The 23,215-nt window shown below is 64.5% G+C and carries 19 protein-coding genes and 1 tRNA gene; 10 read left to right on the forward strand and 10 right to left on the reverse strand.

All coding sequences use genetic code 11. The features are described 5' to 3' along the window. Positions 1-162: 162 nt before the first annotated feature. Together C7449_RS05070 and C7449_RS05075 are read right to left on the reverse strand one after the other, a co-directional pair. Entirely contained in the window at positions 163-2,976 is a 2,814-nt protein-coding gene (locus C7449_RS05070) for a glycosyltransferase family A protein (protein WP_170115798.1), read from the reverse strand. A 325-nt stretch (positions 2,977-3,301) separates the two neighbouring features. Further along, positions 3,302-3,724, reverse strand: a complete 423-nt coding sequence (locus C7449_RS05075; RefSeq protein ID WP_108001702.1) for a helix-turn-helix domain-containing protein — start codon at positions 3,722-3,724, stop codon at positions 3,302-3,304. A gap of 69 nt (positions 3,725-3,793) precedes the next feature. On the opposite strand from C7449_RS05075, the gene C7449_RS05080 reads away from it, so the two are divergent. Next, positions 3,794-5,038 carry an MFS transporter gene (locus tag C7449_RS05080; protein ID WP_170115799.1) on the forward strand — a complete coding sequence of 415 codons (1,245 nt, stop codon included), beginning with the start codon at positions 3,794-3,796 and terminating at the stop codon, positions 5,036-5,038. Positions 5,039-5,097: 59 nt separating this feature from the next. On the opposite strand, the gene chrA is transcribed toward C7449_RS05080, so the two are convergent. Further along, positions 5,098-6,318 carry a chromate efflux transporter gene (chrA, locus tag C7449_RS05085; RefSeq protein WP_108002059.1) on the reverse strand — a complete coding sequence of 407 codons (1,221 nt, stop codon included), beginning with the start codon at positions 6,316-6,318 and terminating at the stop codon, positions 5,098-5,100. Between the two features lie 460 nt (positions 6,319-6,778). On the opposite strand from chrA, the gene C7449_RS05090 reads away from it, so the two are divergent. Beyond that, positions 6,779-7,975 (forward strand): M14 family metallopeptidase, encoded by a 1,197-nt coding sequence (locus C7449_RS05090; RefSeq protein WP_108002060.1) that lies wholly within the window; start codon positions 6,779-6,781, stop codon positions 7,973-7,975. 194 nt (positions 7,976-8,169) lie between these two features. On the opposite strand, the gene C7449_RS05095 is transcribed toward C7449_RS05090, so the two are convergent. The 3 genes from C7449_RS05095 to C7449_RS05105 all read right to left on the reverse strand — a co-directional run bounded on the left by C7449_RS05095 (position 8,170) and on the right by C7449_RS05105 (position 12,189). Beyond that, positions 8,170-8,246: transfer RNA gene (locus tag C7449_RS05095), tRNA-Arg, on the reverse strand. Between the two features lie 124 nt (positions 8,247-8,370). Further along, the gene (locus C7449_RS05100) at positions 8,371-9,837 is read right to left on the reverse strand and encodes an ATP-binding protein (RefSeq protein ID WP_108001704.1); all 1,467 of its coding nucleotides are present in this window, start codon (positions 9,835-9,837) and stop codon (positions 8,371-8,373) included. A 348-nt stretch (positions 9,838-10,185) separates the two neighbouring features. Continuing rightward, a complete protein-coding gene (locus tag C7449_RS05105; protein ID WP_108001705.1) occupies positions 10,186-12,189 on the reverse strand; it encodes a methyl-accepting chemotaxis protein in 2,004 nt (667 codons plus the stop codon). Between the two features lie 396 nt (positions 12,190-12,585). Between C7449_RS05105 and rpmH the strand changes: the two genes are divergently transcribed. The 6 genes from rpmH (at position 12,586) to C7449_RS05135 (ending at position 17,462) form a co-directional block, all read left to right on the forward strand. Then, positions 12,586-12,723 carry a 50S ribosomal protein L34 gene (gene rpmH / locus C7449_RS05110; protein ID WP_108001706.1) on the forward strand — a complete coding sequence of 46 codons (138 nt, stop codon included), beginning with the start codon at positions 12,586-12,588 and terminating at the stop codon, positions 12,721-12,723. A 32-nt stretch (positions 12,724-12,755) separates the two neighbouring features. After that, entirely contained in the window at positions 12,756-13,145 is a 390-nt protein-coding gene (gene rnpA / locus C7449_RS05115) for a ribonuclease P protein component (protein ID WP_108001707.1), read from the forward strand. After that, on the forward strand, positions 13,145-14,938 hold the full coding sequence (yidC, locus tag C7449_RS05120) for a membrane protein insertase YidC (RefSeq protein ID WP_170115800.1): 1,794 nt from the start codon (positions 13,145-13,147) through the stop codon (positions 14,936-14,938). Before rnpA ends, yidC begins: the two co-directional genes overlap by 1 nt. Before the next feature lie 161 nt (positions 14,939-15,099). Further along, a complete protein-coding gene (locus C7449_RS05125) occupies positions 15,100-16,014 on the forward strand; it encodes a DMT family transporter (RefSeq protein ID WP_108001709.1) in 915 nt (304 codons plus the stop codon). Positions 16,015-16,152: 138 nt separating this feature from the next. After that, positions 16,153-16,806, forward strand: a complete 654-nt coding sequence (gene yihA / locus C7449_RS05130; RefSeq protein ID WP_108001710.1) for a ribosome biogenesis GTP-binding protein YihA/YsxC — start codon at positions 16,153-16,155, stop codon at positions 16,804-16,806. A 125-nt stretch (positions 16,807-16,931) separates the two neighbouring features. After that, the gene (locus tag C7449_RS05135; protein WP_108001711.1) at positions 16,932-17,462 is read left to right on the forward strand and encodes a DUF1269 domain-containing protein; all 531 of its coding nucleotides are present in this window, start codon (positions 16,932-16,934) and stop codon (positions 17,460-17,462) included. Between the two features lie 104 nt (positions 17,463-17,566). On the opposite strand, the gene C7449_RS05140 is transcribed toward C7449_RS05135, so the two are convergent. Next, on the reverse strand, positions 17,567-18,286 hold the full coding sequence (locus C7449_RS05140) for an anti-sigma factor (protein ID WP_108002061.1): 720 nt from the start codon (positions 18,284-18,286) through the stop codon (positions 17,567-17,569). Between the two features lie 292 nt (positions 18,287-18,578). On the opposite strand from C7449_RS05140, the gene argB reads away from it, so the two are divergent. Then, on the forward strand, positions 18,579-19,466 hold the full coding sequence (argB, locus tag C7449_RS05145) for an acetylglutamate kinase (protein WP_108001712.1): 888 nt from the start codon (positions 18,579-18,581) through the stop codon (positions 19,464-19,466). A gap of 9 nt (positions 19,467-19,475) precedes the next feature. On the opposite strand, the gene C7449_RS05150 is transcribed toward argB, so the two are convergent. Next, positions 19,476-20,246, reverse strand: a complete 771-nt coding sequence (locus tag C7449_RS05150) for an isocitrate lyase/PEP mutase family protein (protein WP_108001713.1) — start codon at positions 20,244-20,246, stop codon at positions 19,476-19,478. A gap of 203 nt (positions 20,247-20,449) precedes the next feature. Then, positions 20,450-21,355: an EamA family transporter gene (locus C7449_RS05155; RefSeq protein ID WP_108001714.1), complete on the reverse strand. Its 906-nt coding sequence runs from the start codon at positions 21,353-21,355 to the stop codon at positions 20,450-20,452. 98 nt (positions 21,356-21,453) lie between these two features. Here C7449_RS05155 and C7449_RS05160 point away from each other — a divergent pair, with 98 nt between their 5' ends. Next, entirely contained in the window at positions 21,454-22,164 is a 711-nt protein-coding gene (locus tag C7449_RS05160; RefSeq protein ID WP_108001715.1) for a pyrimidine 5'-nucleotidase, read from the forward strand. Positions 22,165-22,209: 45 nt separating this feature from the next. Here the strand turns inward: C7449_RS05160 and C7449_RS05165 are convergent, their stop codons facing one another. Further along, on the reverse strand, positions 22,210-23,103 hold the full coding sequence (locus C7449_RS05165) for an LOG family protein (RefSeq protein ID WP_108001716.1): 894 nt from the start codon (positions 23,101-23,103) through the stop codon (positions 22,210-22,212). Positions 23,104-23,215 lie beyond the last annotated feature (112 nt).

A 23,215-nucleotide genomic window follows, 5' to 3' on the forward strand; every position in this document is an offset into this window, starting at 1 on the left:
CCGGCCTGCCATTCCTGCTGATCACCGGCCCGCGATTGCTGCGACACATCCTCGGGAGCGTCGGCAATAAGCCGCGTGTGCAGCCTCAGGAACTCGCTCCCACAAAGGGGCCGCCGTCGCTGGTCGGCTTGGGGGGCGGTCCAGGCGCGGCCCGCCGGCCGATCAGGTGGTCAACGCGTCGAGCCTCCCCAGGAAATCGCCCTGGCTGCAATGCCGGCGCACGAAATCCCGTCCCCTTGCGGCCTGCGCCAGATAGGCATCCTCGTCCATCCAGTAGCGGTGAACGGTCTCCAGGACTTCATCGGGTTCGCAATACACCGCCGCATCGCCGAACGTTTCCCAGAACTGATGCGGCAGGATGGCGATCCTGCCCATCGCCATCGCCTCCATCACTGTTCGGCCGAACTCCTCGATGTAGAGCTCGTGCGGGAAGTGCACCAGGAAATCCAGCCCTTCGAGAAAGGCCTCGACGGCGGTGGCACCAAAATTCCGCACGGCCCAGTTTTCCGGCGTGTATCCGAGCTGACGTATCGCGTGCCTGGCGCCGCCGAGGAAGCGCACCTCGACGTCGGCATCGACGCAGTAGGCCTTCTTGATGGCATCGACGTTGCCCGGCCACTTCGTGTACGCGTCCCGCCCGTGACGGCCGAGCACGGGCCGGTGGCTGCCGCTCGGCCGCCAGCGAATCGGGCCTGCACACCAGGTTTCGGTGTCGATCATCGGATGCCAGGGCTGCGGATGCGGTGGCGGATAGGTCTCGTCCTCGAGCATCAGGCGCCTCACCCAGTGCGAGATCGGAACCCAGGTGCCGGCCGAGCCGAACGCCTCGGTCAGATGCCGCCTCGCCACCTCCGGCTCGTATTGCCGGTCACTGCCGTCAACCAGCCGCGTCGCGAACTGGTTGATCACGACGATGACGTTTTCGCAGTCGACCTGCGGCAGCCGGTCCGGCAGGTGCTGCAGGATCGCCGGATACCCGACGATCACGTGTCGGCTGGAGACGACGTCCCCGTCCGTAAGCAGTTCGACGCCGTGCTGCAGACAGGCTTCGTAGAACAGCGGGTTCAGGGGCGAGTCCGTGTCGAGTTCGTACTTGCGCCAGTGCAAGGCGGCTATCTTGAGGCCGGCGCGGACGGCGGCGTTCATGTAGTTCAGCGTCGACACGAAGGCGCCGCCCTTCAGCGCGAAATCGGAGACGAAGACGATATCGAATGTGCCGACGCCCGTTCCGGCCCGCCGGTTGCCCAACGGCACCGGATAACGCCCGTTGCCGCGCGGCAAATGGGGATCACCGCCGTGGCGCAGGCTGTTGTGCCAGTTGCGGTAGGAGTCGCGGTAGAGCGCCCGGACGCCGAAGCGCAGCGAGCGTACGTGAGTGGCCGCCGAGCGCGTCAGCGAATCGTCGCGCACCAGCGAAAACGACAGCACGTTGTCGTGCCTCACCTTGCAGATCGCCTTTGGCCCGTAGACGGCCTCGATGCGGGCGCGAAGCTCCGCGTCGCCGGTCACCCTGACCTCGTCCCAGCCCCGCAACCGGTCGAAAACCTCGCGGCGCACGAGCAGCGACGACAGGTTCAGGTCGAGCACGCTTAGCTTCGGGATCCAGGGGCCGGCCAAGCCGAGGTCGTCGTGCACCCGCAGCCACTGCGACACCACGGCAACGTAGTCCGGTCGGTCGGCGAGCGCCTGCATCTGGCGCTCGATCTTCTCGGGATGGGACCAGTCATCGCTGTCGCAGACCGTGACAAGGTCGCCGGTCGCCGCCTCGAGGCCGTCGTTGCGGGCCGGATAGGCGCCACCATTCACCGTGCGCCGCACCAGTCGGATGCGGGAATCCTTGGCGGCGTAGCGTGCGACGAGGTCGCAGGTGGCGTCGGTGCTGACATCGTCGACGACGATGATCTCGAGATTGCGCCAAGTCTGCGCGGCAAGGCTGTCGAGCACCATCGCCAGCGTCTTTTCAGCGTTATAGGCGGGAATGATGACCGACACCTTGGCGTCCTGCACGCCCGTCCGGGTCGTCGGACGCGAAGCGATGTTCCAGATGCTCAGGGGCTGGTCCGGGTCGGCCAGTTCGATGGGGGACATGCCCGACGGCGCCATCGCTTCGTTAAGCGCCGCGAGGTAGAGGCGGTCGCATTGCCCGGCGGGCACGCCGTCCGCCAATGCCCGGCGCCGCAGGATCTCGGCGCCGACGAGCGCGAAATCGATGCGACGTTCGGCGGCGACGGGCGTTTCCTTCAGCCGGGCTTCGGCCTCGTGCGGCCGCCCGGCCCGCAACAGGCACAGGAGCTGGCAGAGCCGCTTTTCCTGAAGGTTGTCGCGGGACAGCGAAATGCTGCGTGCCATGAGCTCCGCCGCCTGCTCAAACGCGCCCTCGGCATAATGCCAACGGGCCAGCGCGTGCGCGGCTGCCGACCGCAGCCGCTCGCTTGCCGCCGCATCGTCGAGGCGGGCCTGCAGTTCGGGGAGGGCATAGCGGGCATAGCCGCCCCAAAGCCTGGTCTCGAGGCTGGCTATAACGCCAAGCCCGCGGTTTCCTCTGCTTGCCGAGCCGCTCCTGTCGCGTTTGAAACCGCGGTAGGCCCGATGCAGCGCAAAGGGGAGGCGCAGCGCGGAAAGCGGCGAACGCACGGCCACCAGTTCGGCACCGAGACGATAGGCCAGCTGCCCATGGAAAGGCTCTGCGACAACGATGCCGTTCGTACAGGGCGGTCGCGAGGTTTGCCTTGAGAGCTCGTGCGCTTGCATCGCCTGGCCATGCTGCCTGAAGGCACGGCGCAGCGCGAACGGCAAGCCGAGCAGGGCAGGCACGGAGCGGGTCGCCGCGATCAGTTCCGAGCCGAGCCGGTGGGCGAGTTGCTCCCTCAGCCCGTCCGCGATCGGATCGACGTCCCGTCCGATGAGGCCGTCGCCGTTCGGCAGCCGTCCTGCTGCGGTGGTCTCTTCCGCATTTCTCCGGTGCTGCGGCGGCATCCCGCCGGCACCTTGTTGGGGCGGAGGCGAGCCCGCTGGACTCGAACTCTCGGCCGGTCGCGGCGCAAGTTGCGCGTCGTCCGTGGGGGCGAACGCATCGCCGGCTTCAGTCGAAGGCTGCTCTGTCATGGACACCTCATCCGGACGGCGGCTTCGGGTGCGTTGACCTCACGTCTTCTTCTTGGGCTGCTGGGAGCCTTGCTGGAATGTGTTCGATCGTCGATGGCAGGCGGCTGTCGCGACTGCGACGGCAACAGTGTATCTTGCGGTGCGGGGGAGATCAAACCGCGGCATGGGACCGCTGCACACGCCAATCGGCTGCTTGCTACGCCATCCGTCGGCGCTTCCGTGTCTCGCCGACCTTTGCAGCAAGGTTCAGAAGCCGCCTGAACTTGGGGCATTCAAGGTGCGATGGCGCAGGGCAGTCCGCGACATGGCGCATCATGCTGCTCAAGGCCATGAGCTCTCGAATTTTCACGTCGATCGCATCGGCCTTCTGGTGCAGCACCGCGCGAGGCAGATCCGGCGCGCCATCCGGCCCGAACATCCCGGAAATCTCGTCGAGCGAGAAGCCGCCGAGTTTAGCCAGCTGAATAAGCTTGAGCTGCGGCAGGACGTCTGGCGCGAACTGCCGCCGCAGACCATGCCGTGACACCGAGGCAATCAGCCCGATCTCCTCGTAATAGCGGAGCGTAGAGGGCCGGATTCCGGTCTGCGACGAGACCTCGCCAATGTCCAGAAATTTCATACTTGACCTCAAGTCGACTTGAAGTGGCAGGGTATACCCGCAAGGCACACCGGACAAGAGGACAAGGACATGGAACGGAATCAGGCGCCTGGTAAGGATCAGGCAATCAGGAGACTTATGGTGCCGCTGGCGCTTTCGGTGCTGCTGGCCTCACTCGGCACCAGTATCGCCAACATCGCACTGCCGACATTCACCGCCGCGTTTTCCGCGCCGTTCTTTCAGGTGCAAGGGATTGTCGTCGGCTACCTGGCTGCGCTGACCGTTTCCACCATCGCTGTCGGCAGGCTGGGCGATATCTACGGGCTCAGGCGCACCTACCTTTTCGGACTCGCATTGTTTTCGGTGGCTTCCCTGCTTTGCGGTCTCGCGCCCAATTTGTGGCTGCTCATCGTGGCCAGGACGCTTCAGGGAGTCGGCGCCGCCTTTCTGATGACCCTGGCCATGGCGCTCATGCGCGAGATCGCGAGCAAGGACCGCATGGGCCGCGCCATGGGCTTGCTCGGCACGGTATCGGCGCTCGGCACGGCCCTTGGTCCGTCGCTGGGCGGCGGGTTGCTGCCGGTGGCCGGATGGCGCGCCATCTTCCTTGTCCAGGTTCCGCTCGCGTTGCTGACATTGGTCCTCGCGTTCACGTCCATGCCACGAGGCGTCGGTGGAAGAAATGAAACGTCCGAACCCCTTCGGGCAGTCCTGGACGGGGGCATCTTTCCCAATCTGGTGCTCAATGTTCTCGTCGCCGCCGTGATGATGACGACCCTTGTGGTCGGCCCGTTCTATCTGAATATCGGAGCCGGGCTCAGCGAGGCGCTGGTCGGCCTTCTCATGTCCGTGGGGCCGGCCGTCGCGATCTTCAGCGGCGTGCCTGCAGGGCGTGCCGTCGATCTATGGGGAGCGCGGCGGGTTCTTGGTGCCGGCCTCGCCCTGCTCGCCGCCGGTGCGTTGCTGCTCGCATTCCTGCCCAACCTAGTGGGAGTGGGTGGATACGTGCTCGCCATCGTTGTCCTGACGCCGGGCTACCAGCTCTTTCAGGCTGCCAACAATACGGCTGCCCTGGCGGATGTGCCCGTGCACCGGCGCGGCCTTGCTTCAGGGCTCTTGAACCTGTCGCGGAACATCGGCCTGATCACGGGCGCCTCCGTCATGGGAGCGGTCTTCGCCTTTGGTGTCGGCACCGGCGACCTGGCCCAGGCCTCGGCCTTGGCGATCGCCGACGGCATGAGTCTGACCTTCATCTTCGCCGCCGGCATGATGGCACTCGCAATCGTCGTCGCGTTCTGGAAAACCCTCGGGAGCGCCCTCCAAGCTGTGGACTGACGGGAGCGGCCGCGAAATCGGCAGGGTTCCCGATGCGGGGCCATCCCGCAGCTCCGCTCTCACGCGAGGCCGATCAGAATCCCGCCCGCAGCTGCGACGATCACCACCAGCCAGGGCGGGGCTTTCCACGCCATCAGCAGCACGAAGCATGACAGCGCCAAGGCGAACTGAAGCGGGCCGACGATGGCGCTGGTGAAGACGGGATCGTAGAGCGCTGCGCCGAGAATGCCGACGACGGCGGCATTGGCGCCGCGCATCAGGGCTTGCGCGCTCTCGCGCTTGCGAAAACTGTCCCAGAAAGGAATGACGCCGAGCAGGATCAGGAACCCGGGCAGGAAGACGGCTCCCAGGGCGATACAGGCGCCGGTCAGGCCGTTGGGCTCCGGTCCGAGCACGGCTCCCAGATAGGCCGCGAAGGTGAAAAGCGGCCCCGGGACCGCCTGCGCCGCGCCATAGCCCGCCAGAAACCGGTCGTGGCTCACCCAGCCGCTGCGCACCACTTCAGATTCCAGAAGCGGCAGCACGACGTGCCCGCCGCCGAAGACAAGCGAGCCGGCCCGGTAGAACGCATCGAAGACGGCGAGTCCTTGCGACGACGTCGCGGCAGCCACGACCGGCAGGCCAAAGAGAAGTGCACAGAAAAGGATTAGCGAAACCGCCCCGAATGTTCGCGAGACGGGAAAGTCGATGTGCCTTGAAATTTCTTCGTGATGATTGCGACAGAACAGCAGGCCGGCGGCCGAGCCAGCAAGTATTGCCGTCACCTGTCCGAGCGAACCCGCGACCAGGACGACGATCAGCACCGCGCCAAGGGTGATCGTAGCCCGCTCGCGGTCCGGACACAGGTTCTTCGCCATGCCCCACACCGCCTGCGCAACGATGGCAACGGCAACGATCTTCAGGCCGGCGATGACCCCGGTCCCGATCGGCCCGCCAAATGCCGCCGCGCCGAAAGCGAAGGCAACGAGCAGGATTGCAGAAGGCAGCGTGAAGGCTGCCCATGCGGCGAGGGCGCCGAGCGGTCCGCCGCGCAGGAGCCCGAGGGCAAAGCCAACCTGGCTCGATGCTGGACCGGGCAGGAACTGGCTCAACGCCACGAGGTCGGCATAGCCCTTCTCATCGATCCACTTGCGCCGCTGCACCAACTCGTCGCGGAAATATCCGAGATGTGCGATCGGCCCGCCGAACGATGTCAGGCCCAGCTTCAGAAAGGCGGTGAACACTTCACCGGCCGATCCTTTCGCGCCTTGCGTTTCATTGCCCGTCGCGGAGCCTGTCATCTTCTCATTGCCTCTGGTAATTTCGCGGATGCGCTCCTTGGCCAGGGCAGGGCCGGAACGTTTTTGGCGCGGCTGGTGGAGAACATGCAAGAGGACGAGAGCTGCGCGCTGGACCAAATGCTCGATTATCTGCGGGCGCCCTGTTCCGCGCGTTTCCCGGTTGCTCGTCATGCCTCCGTCGTCGGCCACTGGCCCGAGCGTTGGCCATATCCCGTGCGGTAGCGAATTTCGACAACAACCTGATGACATTTCCACGCTTGATTGCCGTCGCCGATGATCTCCGAGGGAAAGGTCCAGCCGAAGGATGCCTTATGCCTGGGTAGGGCCGACCTCGCGACGCAGAAGCCTTGCAACTTTCCGAGCTTGGGAACACGGTTTGGTTTGGGGCGCGCCGTTTTGGGTAATCGATGTGCATGCCGATGTTCTGACGCAACGTGTCCAGTTAGCAAAGGACCCCATCATGCCGGATAACCCCAAGGACGGTTTTGGTCGCCGCAAGTTCCTGATCGCGTCTGTTGCCACGTTGGGCGCTTCGGCTGCGCTCGCGGCCAACGGCGATGCTGCGAATGCGCAGAACAGTGCCGGATCCGGCGCCGACCCGACGTCACAAGGGACAGTCTATGTCGGCGATGTCATTGGCGGGAAGAAGGTCGTCAGCGCGCTAGACGTTGGCGACCTGGAGCCCGGCAAGATGCACTTTCTGTATTTCCAGGGCGTCGAGATGCCCACCGGGCAGCACTGGTATGTGTCTGTGACGGTCGCGAGCGGAGCAAGGCCGGGGAAGCGCGCCGTCCTGGTCAGCGGTGTGCACGGCGACGAAATGAGTTCTGTGCACGCGGTCCAGACCGTGATGAGCCAGCTCGATCCTGCAGAGATGTCGGGGACGGTGATGGCGGTCACGGACGTGTCCCGCCCGGCCATGGAAGGCATGCAACGCAGATGGCCCAATTCGGGCAGGGGCAATGATCTGATCGATATGAACCGGGAGTGGCCCGGCAACGAGAACAGCGCCACGGCGGCCAGCCGACACGCCGGGCTCCTGTTCAACCGGCTCCTCCGGCCGAACGCCGATTTCGCGATCGACTTCCATACCGGGACCACCGGGTTCGACGTCACTGCATTCAATATTGCGGCTATGGATGTGCCCGAGATCAAGGCTATGGTGGAACTGTTCCCAGTCGGCCAGATATTCGACAATCATGTGTACCCCGGTGTCTTGCACAACGCGTTTATTGACGCGGGAATCCCGTCCTTTACGCCGGAGATCGGCGCCGCGCGGGTCCTGGACCTCGACATGATCTCCCTGTTTGTGGAAGGCACGATGAACGTCCTGAAGCATCACGGCATCGTTGCCGGGCCGATGGGGCGCACAGGCAAGGACGTGAATGTCTTTGTCGGGAACAGTTCCTTCCCGATCCTGGCGACTGCGGGTGGGCTGGTCGAACATCTGATCAAGCTGAACGACAAGGTCGAGGCCGGACAGAAAGTGGCGATCCAACGCAACAGCTTCGGTCAGGTGGTAGCGGAATATGCAAGCGGCGTGGCCGGCGAGATAACCGGCCAGCGCAGCGATGCAATGGCCGAGCCGGGCAACCCCTTGGTGTTTGTTCTTTTCAACAGGACAACCCCGGAGGGCGCAGAGGTCTATCCCGAGTAATCAACGCGTGCGGATGGTGGCTTGTCCCGCGCAGCCTGGAGTCCGCAAGAGTTTCGCGGAAACGCCGACGGGTTGGAGCATCGAGCGACCCCATCGGGAAGAGAGGCGTGGATCTTCTTGTAGGTGCAAAGCGTAGGCGGCAGCAAGCTACCTTGGCTTGTTGACCAGCTGTGGCCTAGGATGGTGGAAGTAGATGGCGCACCCGAAGAGATTCGAACTCCTGACCCCCAGATTCGTAGTCTGGTGCTCTATCCAGCTGAGCTACGGGTGCGTTTTCAGCGTGGGCGTTGTGCCCGGCTGCGAGCGATCTCCTAAAGGGTCCGCCGCGCTAATGCAAGCGCCTTTCAAAAAAAATATGAAACTTTCCCGACAGCGAACCGGTGCCGGAAACCAGGTCAGGAGGCCCTGTTGCGGAAGGCGGCGAGCGGCACGGGGCGGTCGGGCAGTTCGATCCGGAACTGCGTGCCTTCGGTCGCCTTCTCGACGAGGGCGATCGTTCCGCCATGCGCCAGCACCAGTTCGCGCACGATCGCCAGCCCGAGCCCGGTGCCGCCGGAACGGGCCGAGCCGTGGAAGGCGGTGAACAGGTTCTCGCGCGCCTTCGCCGGCATGCCGGGGCCGGTATCGTCGATCGTGATCGAGACGACGCTGCCGGTGCGGCCCGCCGCGACCGTCAGCCGGCCGCGCTCGCGCCGCGGATGCTGCGTCAAGGCTTCGATGGCATTGCGGCAGAGGTTGTGGATGACGCGGAAGAGCTGCTCTCCGTCGGCGTCGACCTCGAGGGCCGGGTCGATCTGAATGACGAAGTCGATATTTGATTGCGGTTCGATCGCCAGCATCTCCGCCACGTCCGCCACCAGCGGCTTCAGGGCGAGGAACCGCCGGCGCGGCGCCGGCTCGCGCATCCGCCCGTAGGCGAGCACGTCTGTCGTGTAGCTCACCGCGCGGTCGATCGTCCGCAGAAGCTTGGGTGCGAAGCGCTTGACGACCGGATCGTCGACGTCGGCCAGCCGGTCGGACATCAGTTGCGCCGACGACAGGATGTTGCGCATGTCGTGGTTGATCTTCGATACGGCCAGGCCGAGGTCGGCGAGGTTCTTCTGCTCCTTCAGCGTATCCTGCAGCGCCCGCTGCATCTGGGCGAGATGGGCGTCGGCGACCGCCAGTTCGTCATGCCCCGCAGAGGGTTGCAGAATACGGGCCGGATCGGTCGGGTCGGCGGCAAAGTCGCGCATGCTGCGCGTCATCCGGCGGATCGGGCCAATCAGCATCCGGTTGAGTGCAAGAAAGATCACTCCGCCGGTGACCGCCGACAGCACCACCGTCAGGAACAGAACGTTCCGCGCATAGACCGGCATGGCCTTGCGTAGCGCCTGGTCAGCCAGCACGACCTCGATCGTCGCGCCGCTGTCGCCGAGCGGCCCATAGGCCCTGATGATCCGCTTGCCGCCGAAGATCAGCGTGTCGAAGGCATCGCGGATCGCGATGATCGGCGGTGTGTCCGCCAGGTCATACTGAGCGTCTACCTTCGGCGGCATGTCGGCGATGGCGATCAGGCGTGAGGCGTCATGGCGACGCAGCACGATCGCCTTGGTACCGGTTGCCATCAGCGTCTCGTCCTGCAGCGCGCGCGACAAGTCCTGTTGCGGAAAGCCATCGGCGACGATGGCGGCGGCCGCAGCCACGTTGAGCCGGTCGCTGAGCCAGCGGATGCGCATATTGGCAATCGAGGGGACGAAGATCAGCACCTCGGCGATCACGATGAAGACCACCGTCAGGAGCAGCAATCGGCCGGACAGTCCCGACAGCGCGCCCGGCATGGGCACATCGCCGAGCATGGGTGAGCGTTCGGTTTCCTTCATTACCCACTCCTTGCCAATCCGTGGACGTCTTGGCGCGGCATTCAAGAGACCAAACCCTTTCTTGTCCTCAAGATCGGTCATGGCCAGCCGCCCGATCCGACGCACTGTCACCGATGCTTCAGCGGCGAGATGGGGGAGGGCCTCAGCTTCGAACCGCCATGATAACGGATGAGGTCGGGCTTTCCAATCGCCGGCTCCCGCTGTCTGTCACGCACGACCGTCCAAGCGGGATATAACTGCTCTTACGCAGGCAGCAGGAAACGGATCATGTCATTTGCCGTGAGCCGCGAAAGAAAAGGGGCGGCGGAAGATCCGCCGCCCCTTTTGTCTTCGTCGTGAGGAACGGTTTCAGAATTCCTCCCAGCCCTCCTGGGAGACCGCCTGGGCGGCGCTGCCACGGCTTGTGAAGGCGCGCGCCACGTTACCCATCATGCGCCGGGCGGGCGATTCGACCGGGCGATGAATGGGTTGCGCCGCCACGACCTGACGGGCAGCCTCTCCCGTCTTGAACTGCGCGACGAGAGCCGCGAGGCTGTCGGCCTCAGCCTTCAGCTTATGGGTGGCCGCAGAGCTTTCCTCCACCATCGCAGCGTTGTGCTGCGTGACCTGGTCCATCTGGTTGACGGCGGTGGAAACCTCGTGGAGTCCGGTCGCCTGTTCGCGTGCAGCCGTGGCGATCGAGTGGATGTGGTCGTCGATCCTCAGGACCCGGGCCTCGATGTCGGCGAGCGACTCGCCGGTCGCCTGGACGTATTTGACGCCGACGGCTACCTCGTCGCTCGACTTGGTGATCAGCCCCTTGATGTCCTTGGCGGCGCTGGCCGCGCGTTGTGCGAGTTCCCGCACCTCCTGGGCGACGACCGCAAAACCCTTGCCGGCCTCGCCGGCGCGCGCGGCTTCCACACCCGCATTGAGCGCCAGCAGGTTCGTCTGGAAGGCGATCTCGTCGATGACGTTGATGATCTGGGTGATCTCGTTCGAGGCCTGCTGGATGCGGCCCATCGCATCGACCGCGTTGCGCACGACCTCGCCGGACTGCTTGGTGCTACGCGTCGCCTCGCCGACCATGACGGTGGCCTCCTGGGCCCGCTCGGTGGAGTTCCTGACGGCAGCGGTGATCTCTTCGAGCGCGGCAGAGGTCTCCTCCAGCGCCGCTGCCTGCTGCTCGGTGCGCTTGGAGAGGTCGTCCGAGGCGGTGCTCAGTTCGCCGGAATTGGCGTTGATCGCATCGGTCGAGGCGCGCACCTCCCTCATGGCGTTCTGCAGCGTGGACAGCGTGTGGTTGAAGTTGGCTTGCAGTTCGGCAAAGGCGCCCTGGAAGGAGCCGTTCATCGTGCCGGTCAGATCGCCCTCTGCGAGTGTCGCGATGACGCGACGGACCTCGCTGACCCCGGCGTCGACGCTGCCGAGCAGTTCGTTGATGCTGGCGGCGAACCGGTTCAGGTCGTCGTTGCCGTAATCCTTGGATATCCGCTGCCGGAAGTCGCCGGCGGCGGCCGCACGCACGATGGTCGCGATCGAGGATTGCAGGTCGGCGCTCTTTTCATGCAGGACCTGTTCCTGGGCGTTCAGGTCGCGCACTTCGATGGCGTTGCTGCGGAACACGGCGACGGCTGCGGCCATGTCGCCGATCTCATCGCTACGACCCGCATAGGGGACTTCCGTGGAAAGGTCCCCGGCGGCGAGCTGCTTCATGGTTTCCGTCACGGTCTGGATGGGCCGACTGATCTGCCTGGTGGCGACGTAGAAGGCGGCCCCGCCGCCCGCCGCAAGGCCGAGCACGATCGTGGAAAGCACCAGCGCCAGCGTCAGCTCTTCGAAGGCGTCGATGTCTACCTTGATCGCCTGCAGGTTTTCCCGGTCGGTGTTGACGACGGTGTCGATCTCTTCCTGGAAGGCCTTACGGTTGGCGCGGTTGGCCTCGTTGTTGCCTTGCTCGCTTGCGGCCTGCGGCGACACCTCTGTGCCGAGGCGCGCCGTCTCCGACCGGAAGGTGCGGAACTCGGCGGCCCGGGCGACAACCGCGTCGAACGCCGAAAGCTCGGCCTCGGGCACCATCGGGCGCCAGGCGGCGAGGGTCGCGTCGATGCCGTCGAGCTCCTTCAGGATGCCATCGGCGAACTTTTTCGCGGCTTCGCTGGAGGTCGCGCCGTAGACGCCACGCGCTTCCATGACGACGGCCGTAACCTGCCGGTTGAGGTGCTCGCCGAGTTGGGCCCTGTCGGCGGCGTTTTGGTATTGTTGGAACTTCTGGTCGTACTGGTAGACGACGCCGAGCGCCATGCCCCCGATAAGAATCGAGACCAGGCCCATGACCCCGACGATTAGGTATATCTTTGTTCTGATCTTCATGTGCGAACTTCCCCGATAGTCATGCACGTTGGAAAATGCGCCGAAGCCGCATTTCCTCTATCCCTGATGTACCCGCTAAAGATTAATGAGAATTGTAGCGAATGCGAATTGGCGAAGATGCGAATGAGTTGATTTTTATCAAGAAAACAGCAGAGGTCGACTGACCCAACGTAAGGCGAGTGTCGGCATTGCTCGCCCGTGCGCAATCTGTGGTTGTTGAACTTTGACGGTTGGTCCGGGCCCGGGCGGACCCAGGCGTGGAATTGACTCTTCCCGGGCTTTGCCCTTATAAGCCGCGCACGTCCGGAATGGCCGCCGATCGCGGCGTCCGAGCACGTAACGCTCCTTGCTTAAACGCAAACCCAAGAAGGGCCGCACACCGCGGTATTAAAATAAATGTCGAAGCGTACCTATCAGCCTTCCAAGCTTGTTCGCAAGCGCCGCCACGGCTTCCGAGCCCGTATGGCCACCAAGGGCGGTCGCGCGGTCCTGTCCGCCCGCCGTGCACGCGGCCGCAAGCGTCTTTCGGCCTAAGGCCCCGCTTGCCCGAAGCGAGATGCCGGGCAATGATCAAAGATGATGAAAAGATGACTGTCGGACGGCTGAAAAGCCGCCCGCAGTTTCTTTTTGTCCGGGAGGGTGAAAAGCGCAAGGGGCCGCTGTTCCTCCTGGAGATGCGCGACCGGCACCAGCCGGATGCGCCGCCGCGCGTCGGCTTCACGGTAACCAAGAAGCACGGCAATGCCGTCGAGCGCAACCGCATGCGCCGGCGCCTGAAGGAGGCGGTCCGGCTTTCCGCCGGGTTTGCAATGCAGCCCGGACACGACTATGTGGTTGTCGCCAGGCGCGACGTCCTTCATGCGTCCTTTGCAGAACTCGAGGATCGCCTTCGCGAGCGCATCAGCAACAGACAGAAAAGCAAGAGGCCGGCGACCGCGGGCCCCGGGAAAGAATGATGGAAAATAACCGCAATTATTTCGTGGCGATTGCGCTGTCCGTGCTGATCCTGATCGGCTGGCAGTTCCTCTACGTCAATCCGAAGATCGAGCGCGAGCGCGCCGTGGCGGAGATGCAGGCGGAACTGGACAAGTCCAAGCCGGCGACGGCGCCCGAGACGGCACCATCCGGCGCCGCGACCGCACCATCCGGCTCAGCGATCCCGGGCACCACCCCCGAAAGCCGCGAGGCGGCCGTTTCGCAGTCGGCCCGCGTGCCGATCGAGACCGATGCGCTGCTGGGCTCGATCAACCTGACGGGGGCACGCTTCGACGACCTGAAGCTGCGGGAATATCATGAGACCGTCGATCGCTCGAGCCCGATCATCACGCTCCTGAGCCCGGCCGAGGCCGAACACGGCTATTTCGCCGAACTCGGCTATGTCGGCAACGAAAGCACCGGCCAGGTGCCCGGCCCGCAGACGGTCTGGACCCAGGAAGGCACCGGCAAGCTCACCATGAGCACGCCGGTGACCCTGAGCTTCACCAATGACAAGGGCATCAAGTTCGTTCGCACCATCTCGGTCGACGAGCATTACATGTTCCAGGTGACGGACTCGATCGAGAACCCCACCGCCGCGCCGGTGTCGCTCTCCAGCTACGGCCGCATCACCCGCTTTTCCAAGCCGACGACTCCCAGCATCTATGTGCTCCATGAGGGCTTCATCGGCTATCTCGGCGAACTCGGCCTGCACGAGGTGACCTACTCGACTACCGAGAAGGAGACGACGGTGGCGCCAGGCAGCGCTACGAGTGGCTGGCTCGGCATTACCGACAAGTACTGGGCGACGGCGCTGGTCCCGCCGCAGACGGTTCCCTACCAGACGCGTTTCTCGCACTTCACCGACGGCCGGCCGCGCTTCCAGGCAGACTTCCGCCAGGATGCGATCACGATCGCCCCCGGTCAGAAGGGCGAAGTCAAGAACATGATGTTCGGCGGCGCCAAGGAAGTACCGGTCATCGACGGCTACAAGACCAGCCTCTCCATTCCCCGCTTCGACCTGATGATCGACTGGGGCTGGTTCTGGTTCTTCACCAAGCCGATGTTCCAGCTGCTGGACTTCTTCTTCCGCTATTTCGGCAATTTCGGCGTCGCTATCCTGATCACCACGATCGTGGTCAAGGGCGTCTTCTTCCCGCTCGCCAGCAAGCAATATGCCTCAATGGCGAACATGAAGCGGCTGCAGCCGAAGATGGAAGAGCTGAAGGCCAAGTTCGGCGACGACAAGATGGGCCTGCAGCAGGCGATGATGCAGCTCTACAAGGAAGAGAAGATCAACCCGCTGGCGGGCTGCTGGCCGATCCTGCTGCAGATCCCGGTGTTCTTCGCCCTCTACAAGGTCATCTACATCACCATCGAAATGCGGCATGCGCCGTTCTTCGGCTGGATCCAGGACCTGTCCGCGCCCGATCCGACCTCGCTGTTCAACCTGTTCGGGCTGCTGCCCTTCGCCGTGCCGCATGCGCTGATGATCGGCGTCTGGCCGCTGATCATGGGCATCACCATGTTCCTGCAGATGCGCATGAACCCGACGCCGCCGGATCCGACCCAGGCGATGATCTTCACCTGGATGCCGGTGGTCTTCACCTTCATGCTGGCGAGCTTCCCGGCCGGCCTCGTCATCTACTGGGCCTGGAACAACACGCTGTCGATCATCCAGCAGTCGATCATCATGAAGCGCCACGGCGTCAAGGTGGAGTTGTTCTCAAACCTGAAGGGCATGTTCGGAAAGAAAGCGGATCCGGCGAAATAGCCGGATCCCCGACCGCCAACCTTGAAAGCCCCGGTCTGCCGGGGCTTTTTCCATCCTGATTTCTCGCACCTTGCGACGCCCTGCCGTCGCTGCTAGGCCGGTTGCGGACCATTCGGTCTGCCACTTTCTCGCGTCACACGCACAATCGCACGAGCGCAATCATGTCAGCACCGGTGGCATCATCCGACAAGCCCGTCCCCGGCACGCGCAGAAACGGTTATGGCGCGGCCCTCGTGCTCGGCGCGGCCATCGCCTGGAGCTTCGGCGGTACGCTGGCGCGGATGCTCGAGGTCGAACCCGGCTGGACGGTGGTGTTCTGGCGGTCGCTTTTTGCGGCGATCTTCCTGCTCGGCTTCATGCTCCTGCGCGACGGATCGCGCGGAACGGCAAAGCTGTTTGCGCAGATGGGCCTGCCCGGCCTTGCGGTCGGCGTATGCTTCGCCACCGCCTCGACTTCGTTCGTTCTGGCGCTCGCGCACACCACCGTGGCGAATATTCTGCTGATCCAGGCGGCAGTACCACTGATCGCGGCGCTGCTGGGATGGCTGGTCTTTCGTGAGCGCGTCGCGCGACACACATGGCTCGCGATCGCGGTGGTGGTCGCAGGGATCGCCATCATGGTCTCCGGTTCCCTTACCGGAACCGTTTCGCCGGTCGGTGACGCACTGGCCCTGCTGATCGCCCTCGTATTCTCGTGCGCAACGATCATCACCCGACGCTTTTCCCACGTGCGCATGACACCTGCGGTCTTCACGGGCGCCGTTCTGGCGTGCAGCGTTGCTGCGACCCAGGCCGAGGGCTTGGCCGTCACCCTGGCGGATCTCGGCATTCTCTTCGTGTTCGGAGCGTTCAATTTCGGTCTCGGCCTCGCCCTGTTCGTAACCGGCGCGCGGCTGGTGCCTTCGGCACTGGCTGCGCTGCTCAGCACTGCCGAGACCGTGCTCGGACCGCTGTGGGTGGCGATCTTCCAGGCGGAGGTGCCTGGCGCGCGGACGATCGTCGGCGGCAGCATCGTGCTTGCGGCCCTGCTCGGCTACCTCGGCTTCGAAGCATGGCGGCAGCGCCAGCGGCGCTGAGCGCCTGTCAGCGTAACGGCAGGCTGGTTCTGCGTGCCGCCCGGGACCTTTCACAAACTGACGGCAGCGCCGCTGCGTGTGCTTGACAATGGCGGCCAAAACCGTGAAGCCGGACGAGACAGACCGAAAGGGCAGACGATGACTGCGACCGTACACGGCGATAACAAGCCGCTCTTCGGCCGGCCGTGGATTTTCATCCGCGGCGTTCCGGCGATGAAGTTCCTGCCGCCGGAGGGGCCGCCGGAGATCGCCTTCGCCGGCCGCTCCAACGTCGGAAAGTCGTCGCTGATCAACGCGCTGGTCGGCCACAAGGGGCTGGCGCGTACCTCCAACACGCCCGGCCGCACCCAGGAACTGAACTACTTCGTGCCCGACGGCTATTCCGGGGAGGCAGACGACCTGCCGCCGATGGCGCTCGTCGACATGCCGGGCTACGGCTTCGCGCAGGCTCCGAAGGAACAGGTCGACGCCTGGACGAAGCTGGTGTTCGACTACCTGCGCGGCCGCTCGACGCTGAAGCGCGTCTATGTGCTGATCGACAGCCGCCACGGCATCAAGAAGAACGACGCCGACGTCCTCGACCTCCTCGACAAGGCGGCCGTCTCCTACCAACTGGTGCTGACCAAGACCGACAAGATCAAGGAGGCGGGCGTCCCACGGCTGGTGGCCGAGACTGCAGAGGCGATCCGCAAGCGCCCGGCCGCCTATCCCGAGGTGCTGGCGACGTCCTCGGAGAAGGGCAGGGGCCTCGACATGCTGCGCGACGCGATCGAGGATACAATCGCGCGCTGACTGGTGCAGGTTCATCAAATTGATCGGTGTCACTACACCGTCGCGAAAGATGCCCTATGTCTTGAGGCGCTGGGCCGGCGCGCCTATCCGGCGCCCGCCTCACACTCTCACAGAGGAGCACGCTCATGTCCGATCTGATCGTCGTCGGTTTCGATACGCCCGACGAGGCTGACAAGGTCCTCGTCAAGTTGAACGGCCTGAAAAAGGAATACCTGGTCGACCTCGAGGATGCCGTCGTGGTCGTTCGCGACGAAGCCGGAAAGGTTCATCTCAAGCAGAGCCTGAACCTGACGGCCATCGGCGCCTCGTCCGGCCTGCTCTCCGGAGCGCTGTGGGGCGGACTGGTGGGGCTTCTGTTCCTGAACCCGCTGGCAGGATTTGCCATCGGCGGCGCTGTGGGCGCAGGGGCAGGGGCGCTCTCGGGCTCGCTCACCGACTACGGTATCGATGACAACTTCATCAAGTCGCTTGGCGAGACCATCCCGAACAACTCCTCCGCGCTGTTCGTCCTCGTCCGCAAGGTGCAGCCGGAAAAGGTGCTGTCCGAATTCGCCGGGCTACGCGGCCGCGTCCTGAAGACGTCGCTGTCGCCGGAACAGGAGAAGCGCCTGCAGGAAGCGCTGTCCGGATCGGTCATCCCGCCGGTTGCTTCCTGAGCAAACGGCACGGAGAGATACCGGAACGAGTTTCGCGCTTCCGGCGATGCTTCCCGGATCGCTCCGTGTGCCGAAGGGAGCCATCATTGGATTGCCCGGGTCGACTAGAATGCCCGGGCTTTGCCCGATGCGATGATCGGCCCGGTCGCGATCCCGGTCGGAGAGCCGCCGGGCGGTTCCACGCTGACGGCGAGGACGGCGCCCTTCAGTCTGGGGCGCATGGCTTCCGGAACGGTCAGCGTTCCATCGCCTGTCTGCGGCAAAACGCCGAGCGAGACCGGAGACTTGCCGTCCTCAAGGAGCCAGAGTTCGAGCGAGCGCGCCGCGTCCTGCCCTGCGGCGACCGGAGTCATCGTCAGTTCGCCGCTCTGCGCATCGTAGCGGGCCGCAAGGCTGATCGGATTGTCGGCGCCGGACAGTTGGGTAATAAGTTGCTTCGACGGCTGCCGAGACATCAGGCCGGGACCGGCGAGAGCGACCCCGGCGGCAAGCGAGAAAAGCGCCAGCGATCGCCACAGCGCCAGCGAGTTCCAAACCCCGTCGCGTCTCTGATCGGCCGGTGCTTTATCCTGCGCCGGCGCCTCGAACAGGCCTCGTTCGGCGGCGGAATAGACGTAGGCCGGCGGTGGCACCGTTTCGAGTTCCTGGTTGAAGGCTGAAAGGTTCTCCGCCCATCGGTTGACCATGGCGGCGAAGGCGCCGTCGCTTCGCAGGCGCGCCTCCACCTTGCGGCGTTCCTCGGGCGAAAGGGCGCCCAGCACGTATTCGCCGGCGATCACCTCGTCTCGGCGGGGATCCCTGCTGTTCTGGTCGGGCGATGTCATGATCCCGGGCATCCTTTCAGTAAAGAACGCTCCACCTTGGCCAGGTTGCATCGGTTCGAGCGGCACGCATAACCTGCGCGGGCGCCATGCATAACCTTTCGGGATTGCAATTCCCTGGGGACTGCGATCCGCTAGCGACATCATATGCTTCCTCGATGTCGCTTGCCACTGTTGTTCGCGGGCCTTCATCAAGGAAGATCGCCCGATCAGATCGGCTGTCTCTTCAAGCTTCCGCATTCCATCGCCGCACCACATGCGTTAAACAGCCCCCGACGAGATTTGCGAGGCCCCCATGTCCCAGACCGAAAGCGAAACCCAGGCCCGCCTGCTGGCGCAGGCTCTGCCTTACATGCAGCGTTATGAAAACAAGACCATCGTCGTGAAGTACGGCGGACATGCGATGGGCAATCCGGAACTGGGCAAGGCCTTTGCCAGCGACATAGCGCTTCTCAAGCAATCCGGGGTGAATCCGATCGTCGTGCATGGCGGCGGCCCGCAGATCGGCTCCATGCTGACGAAGATGGGCATCGAATCGCGCTTCGAGGGTGGCTTGCGCGTCACCGACCAGAAGACGGTCGAGATCGTCGAGATGGTGCTCGCCGGCTCGATCAATAAGGAGATCGTGGCGCTGATCAACCAGACCGGCGAATGGGCGATCGGCCTCTGCGGCAAGGACGGCAACATGGTCTTTGCCGAGAAGGCGAAGAAGACCGTCGTCGATCCCGACAGCAACATCGAGCGCATCCTCGACCTCGGCTTCGTCGGCGAGGTTGTCGAGGTCGACCGCACCCTCCTCGATCTCCTTGCGAAGTCCGAGATGATCCCGGTGATCGCACCGGTGGCCCCGGGGCGCGATGGCCACACCTACAACATCAATGCCGACACCTTCGCCGGCGCCATCGCCGGTGCGCTGAGCGCCACCCGTCTGCTGTTCCTCACCGACGTGCCCGGCGTGCTCAACAAGCAGGGCGAACTGATCAAGGAACTGTCCGTCGCCGAGGCCCGCGCCCTGATCAAGGACGGCACCATCTCCGGCGGCATGATCCCGAAGGTCGAGACCTGCATCGATGCCATCAATGCAGGCGTGCAGGGCGTCGTCATCCTCAACGGCAAGACCCCGCACGCGGTGCTGCTCGAGATCTTCACCGAGCGCGGCGCCGGAACGCTGATCGTTCCCTGATCGCCAGCTTCAGGTCGCGCCGTAGACCGTAGCGGCCTGCCGTCCCAGCCATTCGACCATGGCACGATAGGGGCCGGGCCCGTAGCTGACGCGGGCGACGCCGAGCCCGGCCAGAGTGGCGATATCCGGAACGCCCGGCCGCATCATGACGTTGACCGGCAGCGCGACCGCCGCGCAGATGCGCCCGATCAGGTCCGGATCGGCGAGCCCCGGCACGAAGAAGCCGCTGGCGCCGGCCTCTGCATAGGCCGTGCCACGCTCGATCGCGGCTTCGATCAGGCCCCCGTGCCGGTTCGCATCCGCCTCCTGCAGGAAGAGATCGGTCCGTGCATTGATGAAGAATGGCATGTCGCGTGCTGCCGTCACGCGCCGGATTGCGCGTATGCGTTCCGCCTGTAGCGCGATGGGGTGCACGCCCGTGGCCCCGACGATCTGGTCCTCGAAATTGATGCCCGCGGCGCCCGCATCGACGATCTGCGCCACGTTGTGGGCGACTTCATCCGGCTCGACCGCGTAGCCGCCCTCGAAGTCGATCGTGACCGGAAGATCGGTCGCCGCGACGATCACTCTGGCGATCTCGGTCAGCCGCGGGAGCGGGATCGCCTCGCCGTCGCGGTAACCGTTCGCGGCGGCAACCGACCAGCTGCCGGTGGCGATCGCCTTCGCGCCCGCCGCCGCGACGGCCCTGGCGCTTCCGGCGTCCCAGATGTTGTAGAGCACGAGCGGCTCGCGCTTGCGATGCAGTTCGGCGAAGATCCTCGCCTTTTGTGCCTGTTCCATGCCTGCTCCTCCCGCGAAAAGGCCCCACCGGCCGCATCTTCCCCTCGTGCCGCAGCAGTTACTGCTGGGACATCTGTCGCGCCGATGCAGTGTGGACAGGGACGACTTGGCGCCGCCTTTCCGATGAACCGGCGAGGGTCGACCGAACCTTAGCCCGCATGACGATGGCCATCAACGCCCGGGCCGTACAGGGAAGGTGCTCGTTACTTCCACATCAGCAGCAGCAGGATCCCGGTGACGATCAGCAGGCAGCCGGCCACCTCCATGCGGGTGATACGTTCGCGGAAGACGAAGACGGAAGCGGCGAAGGTGAAAAGCAGCTCGATCTGGCCGAGCGCGCGCACATAGGCCACCTGCTGCAGCGCCATCGCCGTGAACCAGCAGGCCGAGCCGGTCACGCCGGCAAGGCCGACCAGCGCGGAGGACCGCCAGGAGCGCACGACCTTGCCGATCTCCGAAGCATCCCTGAGCAGCATCCAGCCGAGCATGAACACCGTCTGGAAAGTGGTGACGCAGGCAAGCGTGACGGCGGCCTGCATGATCGCGTTCGGCCCCTCGAGGGACAAGGCCGCCGACCGGTAGGCAACTGCCGAGATGCCGAAGATTGCGCCGGAAGCGATGCCGATCAGCGCCGTGCGTCCGGTCATCGCGGCCAGAAGGTTGCGCCAGGACAGCGGCATGCGGGCAACCGAGATCATCATCACGCCGACCACGCCGACGACGATTGCCCCGACCGCACCGGGCGTCAGCCGCTCGCCGAGCAGGATCAGCCCGAAGATCGCCGCCTGCACCGGCTCGGTTTTCGAATACGCGGTGCCGACGGCGAAATTGCGCAGCGAAAACAGGTAGACCAGCAGGATAGTGGCGTAGATCTGCGCCAGGCCGCCGACGACCGCCCAGAAGGCGAAGGTCGCGTTCAGGGCTGGAAACGAATAGCCGGCGAAATGATGAAGCGCCGCCACATAGACGATGGCCACCGGAAAACCGTACCCGAACCGGACGAAGCTCGCTCCGGTTGTTCCAAGCGAACTGCGCAAGTGCTTCTGTAGCGCCGAACGAAGGTTCTGCATGAACGCGGCGCAGATGGTGATGATGACCCAGGCTTCCATGCCCGGCGGCTAGCACGCCCGCGCTCGCAAATCCATCGCGCGCCAACCGCCAACGATTCCTTTTTGCTTCTTGTTGCGTCCGTGTCATAACGGCGCCCATGACCGAGATGCTCAACCTTCCCCAGAGATCCGACTTCGCCCATGTCACCGACTGGGTGTTCGACCTCGACAACACGCTCTATCCCCATCACGTCGACCTGTTCGCCCAGGTCGACCGCAACATGACCGGCTACGTGTCGGCGCTGCTGGGGCTGTCACGCGAGGAGGCCCGGGCGATCCAGAAGCGCTACTATCAGGAGCACGGCACGACGCTGCAGGGCCTGATGCTGCACCATGGCGTCGACCCCGAGGACTTCCTCGAGAAGGCCCACGCCATCGACTACGAGGTGCTGTCGCCCGATCCGGAGCTCGGCGAGGCGATCAAGAAGCTGCCCGGGCGGAAGTTCATTTTCACGAACGGAAGCGTCAAGCACGCCGAGATGACCGCCCGCGCGCTCGGTATCCTCGATCATTTCGACGACATCTTCGACATCGTCGCGGCCGAATACGTGCCGAAGCCCGCCGGCAGCACCTATGACAAGTTCATGGCGCTGCATCGGGTCGACACCGCGCGCGCCGCCATGTTCGAGGATCTGCCGCGCAATCTGCTGGTGCCGAAGGCGCTGGGCATGAAGACCGTCCTCCTCATGCCGCGCGACGAGGGGCACGAGTTCACCGACGCCTGGGAGAAGAAGACCGAGGAGGACGTGCACATCGACTACGTCACCTCGGATCTCGCCGGCTTCCTCGTCCGCATCGTCGAGGGCTAGCAACACTGGATCGACGGCCGGCGCATACCGGCCGCCCGATCAGCGTCACTTCGCCGTGGCAATGACGGGTTCGCTGTCGAGATTCTCGTAGAACGTCTCGATGATGGTCCACGCCTCCTCGGCCGTGTCGACGAACTGCATCAGGTCCAGGTCGCCCGGCGAGATGGTGCCGAACTCGGCCAGCGCGTCGAGGTTGATGATCGAGCGCCAGAATTCCTTGCCGAACAGGATCAGCGGCACCAGTGCCATGCGCCCGGTCTGCATCAGCGTCACCGTCTCGAACAGTTCGTCCAGCGTGCCGAAGCCACCGGGGAACACCGTCACCGCCTTGGCGCGCAGCAGGAAATGCATCTTGCGCACGGCAAAATAGTGAAAGTTGAAGCTGAGATCGGGCGTCACATAGGCGTTCGGCGCCTGCTCGTGCGGCAATACGATGTTCAGTCCGATCGACGGCGCACCGGCCTCGGACGCCCCGCGATTGCCCGCCTCCATTACGCCCGGCCCGCCGCCGGTGACGACGACGAATTCCTTGAAGCCGGTCTCGGCGGAGCGAGCAGAGCACAGCGTGGCGAACTTCCGTGCCTCCTCGTAATAGACGGACGCGGCCTCGAGATTGCGGCGCTGCGTCTCGTTGCGGGCTGCCCAGGCCTCCATGCCGGGGGCGGGAATGCGGGCGCCACCGAACATCACCACCGTCGATTTGATGCCGCGCTCGGCCAGCATCATCTCCACTTTCAAAAGTTCGAGCTGCAGCCGCACCGGCCGCAGTTCCTCGCGGCAGAGAAACTCGTCGTCCACATAGGCGAGCCGATAGGCTGGCGACATCGACTGCGGCGTATGCGGAACTACCGACGCCCTGTGCTTGTCGAACGCGCTGTCGGCGAGGGGATCCCACACGCCGTCCTTGCGGCGGAGATTCTTTTTCTTCAGTCGTGCCATATCGCTTTCCATTTCGAAGACCTGCCGACAACCGAAAACAGTTGGGGCCGGCTGTTGTTCGCTGCCGTTCGGGCAATTTCCGGCTGTAGCATCTTGCCGGCGCCGTCGCGAC

The organism is Mycoplana dimorpha (assembly GCF_003046475.1).
GTDB classification, from domain to species: Bacteria; Pseudomonadota; Alphaproteobacteria; order Rhizobiales; family Rhizobiaceae; genus Mycoplana; species Mycoplana dimorpha.

What these genes read in the sequence shown, in the direction of transcription:
- rpmH (WP_108001706.1), top strand. Translation starts at nt 12,586, where the DNA reads ATGTCGAAGCGTACCTATCAGCCTTCCAAGCTTGTTCGCAAGCGCCGC.
- C7449_RS05165 (WP_108001716.1), bottom strand. Translation starts at nt 23,103, where the DNA reads ATGGCACGACTGAAGAAAAAGAATCTCCGCCGCAAGGACGGCGTGTGG.
- C7449_RS05150 (WP_108001713.1), bottom strand. Translation starts at nt 20,246, where the DNA reads ATGGAACAGGCACAAAAGGCGAGGATCTTCGCCGAACTGCATCGCAAG.
- C7449_RS05090 (WP_108002060.1), top strand. Translation starts at nt 6,779, where the DNA reads ATGCCGGATAACCCCAAGGACGGTTTTGGTCGCCGCAAGTTCCTGATC.
- yihA (WP_108001710.1), top strand. Translation starts at nt 16,153, where the DNA reads ATGACTGCGACCGTACACGGCGATAACAAGCCGCTCTTCGGCCGGCCG.
- C7449_RS05080 (WP_170115799.1), top strand. Translation starts at nt 3,794, where the DNA reads ATGGAACGGAATCAGGCGCCTGGTAAGGATCAGGCAATCAGGAGACTT.
- C7449_RS05070 (WP_170115798.1), bottom strand. Translation starts at nt 2,976, where the DNA reads ATGCCGCCGCAGCACCGGAGAAATGCGGAAGAGACCACCGCAGCAGGA.
- C7449_RS05105 (WP_108001705.1), bottom strand. Translation starts at nt 12,189, where the DNA reads ATGAAGATCAGAACAAAGATATACCTAATCGTCGGGGTCATGGGCCTG.
- C7449_RS05160 (WP_108001715.1), top strand. Translation starts at nt 21,454, where the DNA reads ATGACCGAGATGCTCAACCTTCCCCAGAGATCCGACTTCGCCCATGTC.
- chrA (WP_108002059.1), bottom strand. Translation starts at nt 6,318, where the DNA reads ATGACAGGCTCCGCGACGGGCAATGAAACGCAAGGCGCGAAAGGATCG.
- C7449_RS05125 (WP_108001709.1), top strand. Translation starts at nt 15,100, where the DNA reads ATGTCAGCACCGGTGGCATCATCCGACAAGCCCGTCCCCGGCACGCGC.
- argB (WP_108001712.1), top strand. Translation starts at nt 18,579, where the DNA reads ATGTCCCAGACCGAAAGCGAAACCCAGGCCCGCCTGCTGGCGCAGGCT.
- rnpA (WP_108001707.1), top strand. Translation starts at nt 12,756, where the DNA reads ATGATCAAAGATGATGAAAAGATGACTGTCGGACGGCTGAAAAGCCGC.
- yidC (WP_170115800.1), top strand. Translation starts at nt 13,145, where the DNA reads ATGGAAAATAACCGCAATTATTTCGTGGCGATTGCGCTGTCCGTGCTG.
- C7449_RS05155 (WP_108001714.1), bottom strand. Translation starts at nt 21,355, where the DNA reads ATGGAAGCCTGGGTCATCATCACCATCTGCGCCGCGTTCATGCAGAAC.
- C7449_RS05075 (WP_108001702.1), bottom strand. Translation starts at nt 3,724, where the DNA reads ATGAAATTTCTGGACATTGGCGAGGTCTCGTCGCAGACCGGAATCCGG.
- C7449_RS05135 (WP_108001711.1), top strand. Translation starts at nt 16,932, where the DNA reads ATGTCCGATCTGATCGTCGTCGGTTTCGATACGCCCGACGAGGCTGAC.
- C7449_RS05100 (WP_108001704.1), bottom strand. Translation starts at nt 9,837, where the DNA reads ATGAAGGAAACCGAACGCTCACCCATGCTCGGCGATGTGCCCATGCCG.
- C7449_RS05140 (WP_108002061.1), bottom strand. Translation starts at nt 18,286, where the DNA reads ATGACATCGCCCGACCAGAACAGCAGGGATCCCCGCCGAGACGAGGTG.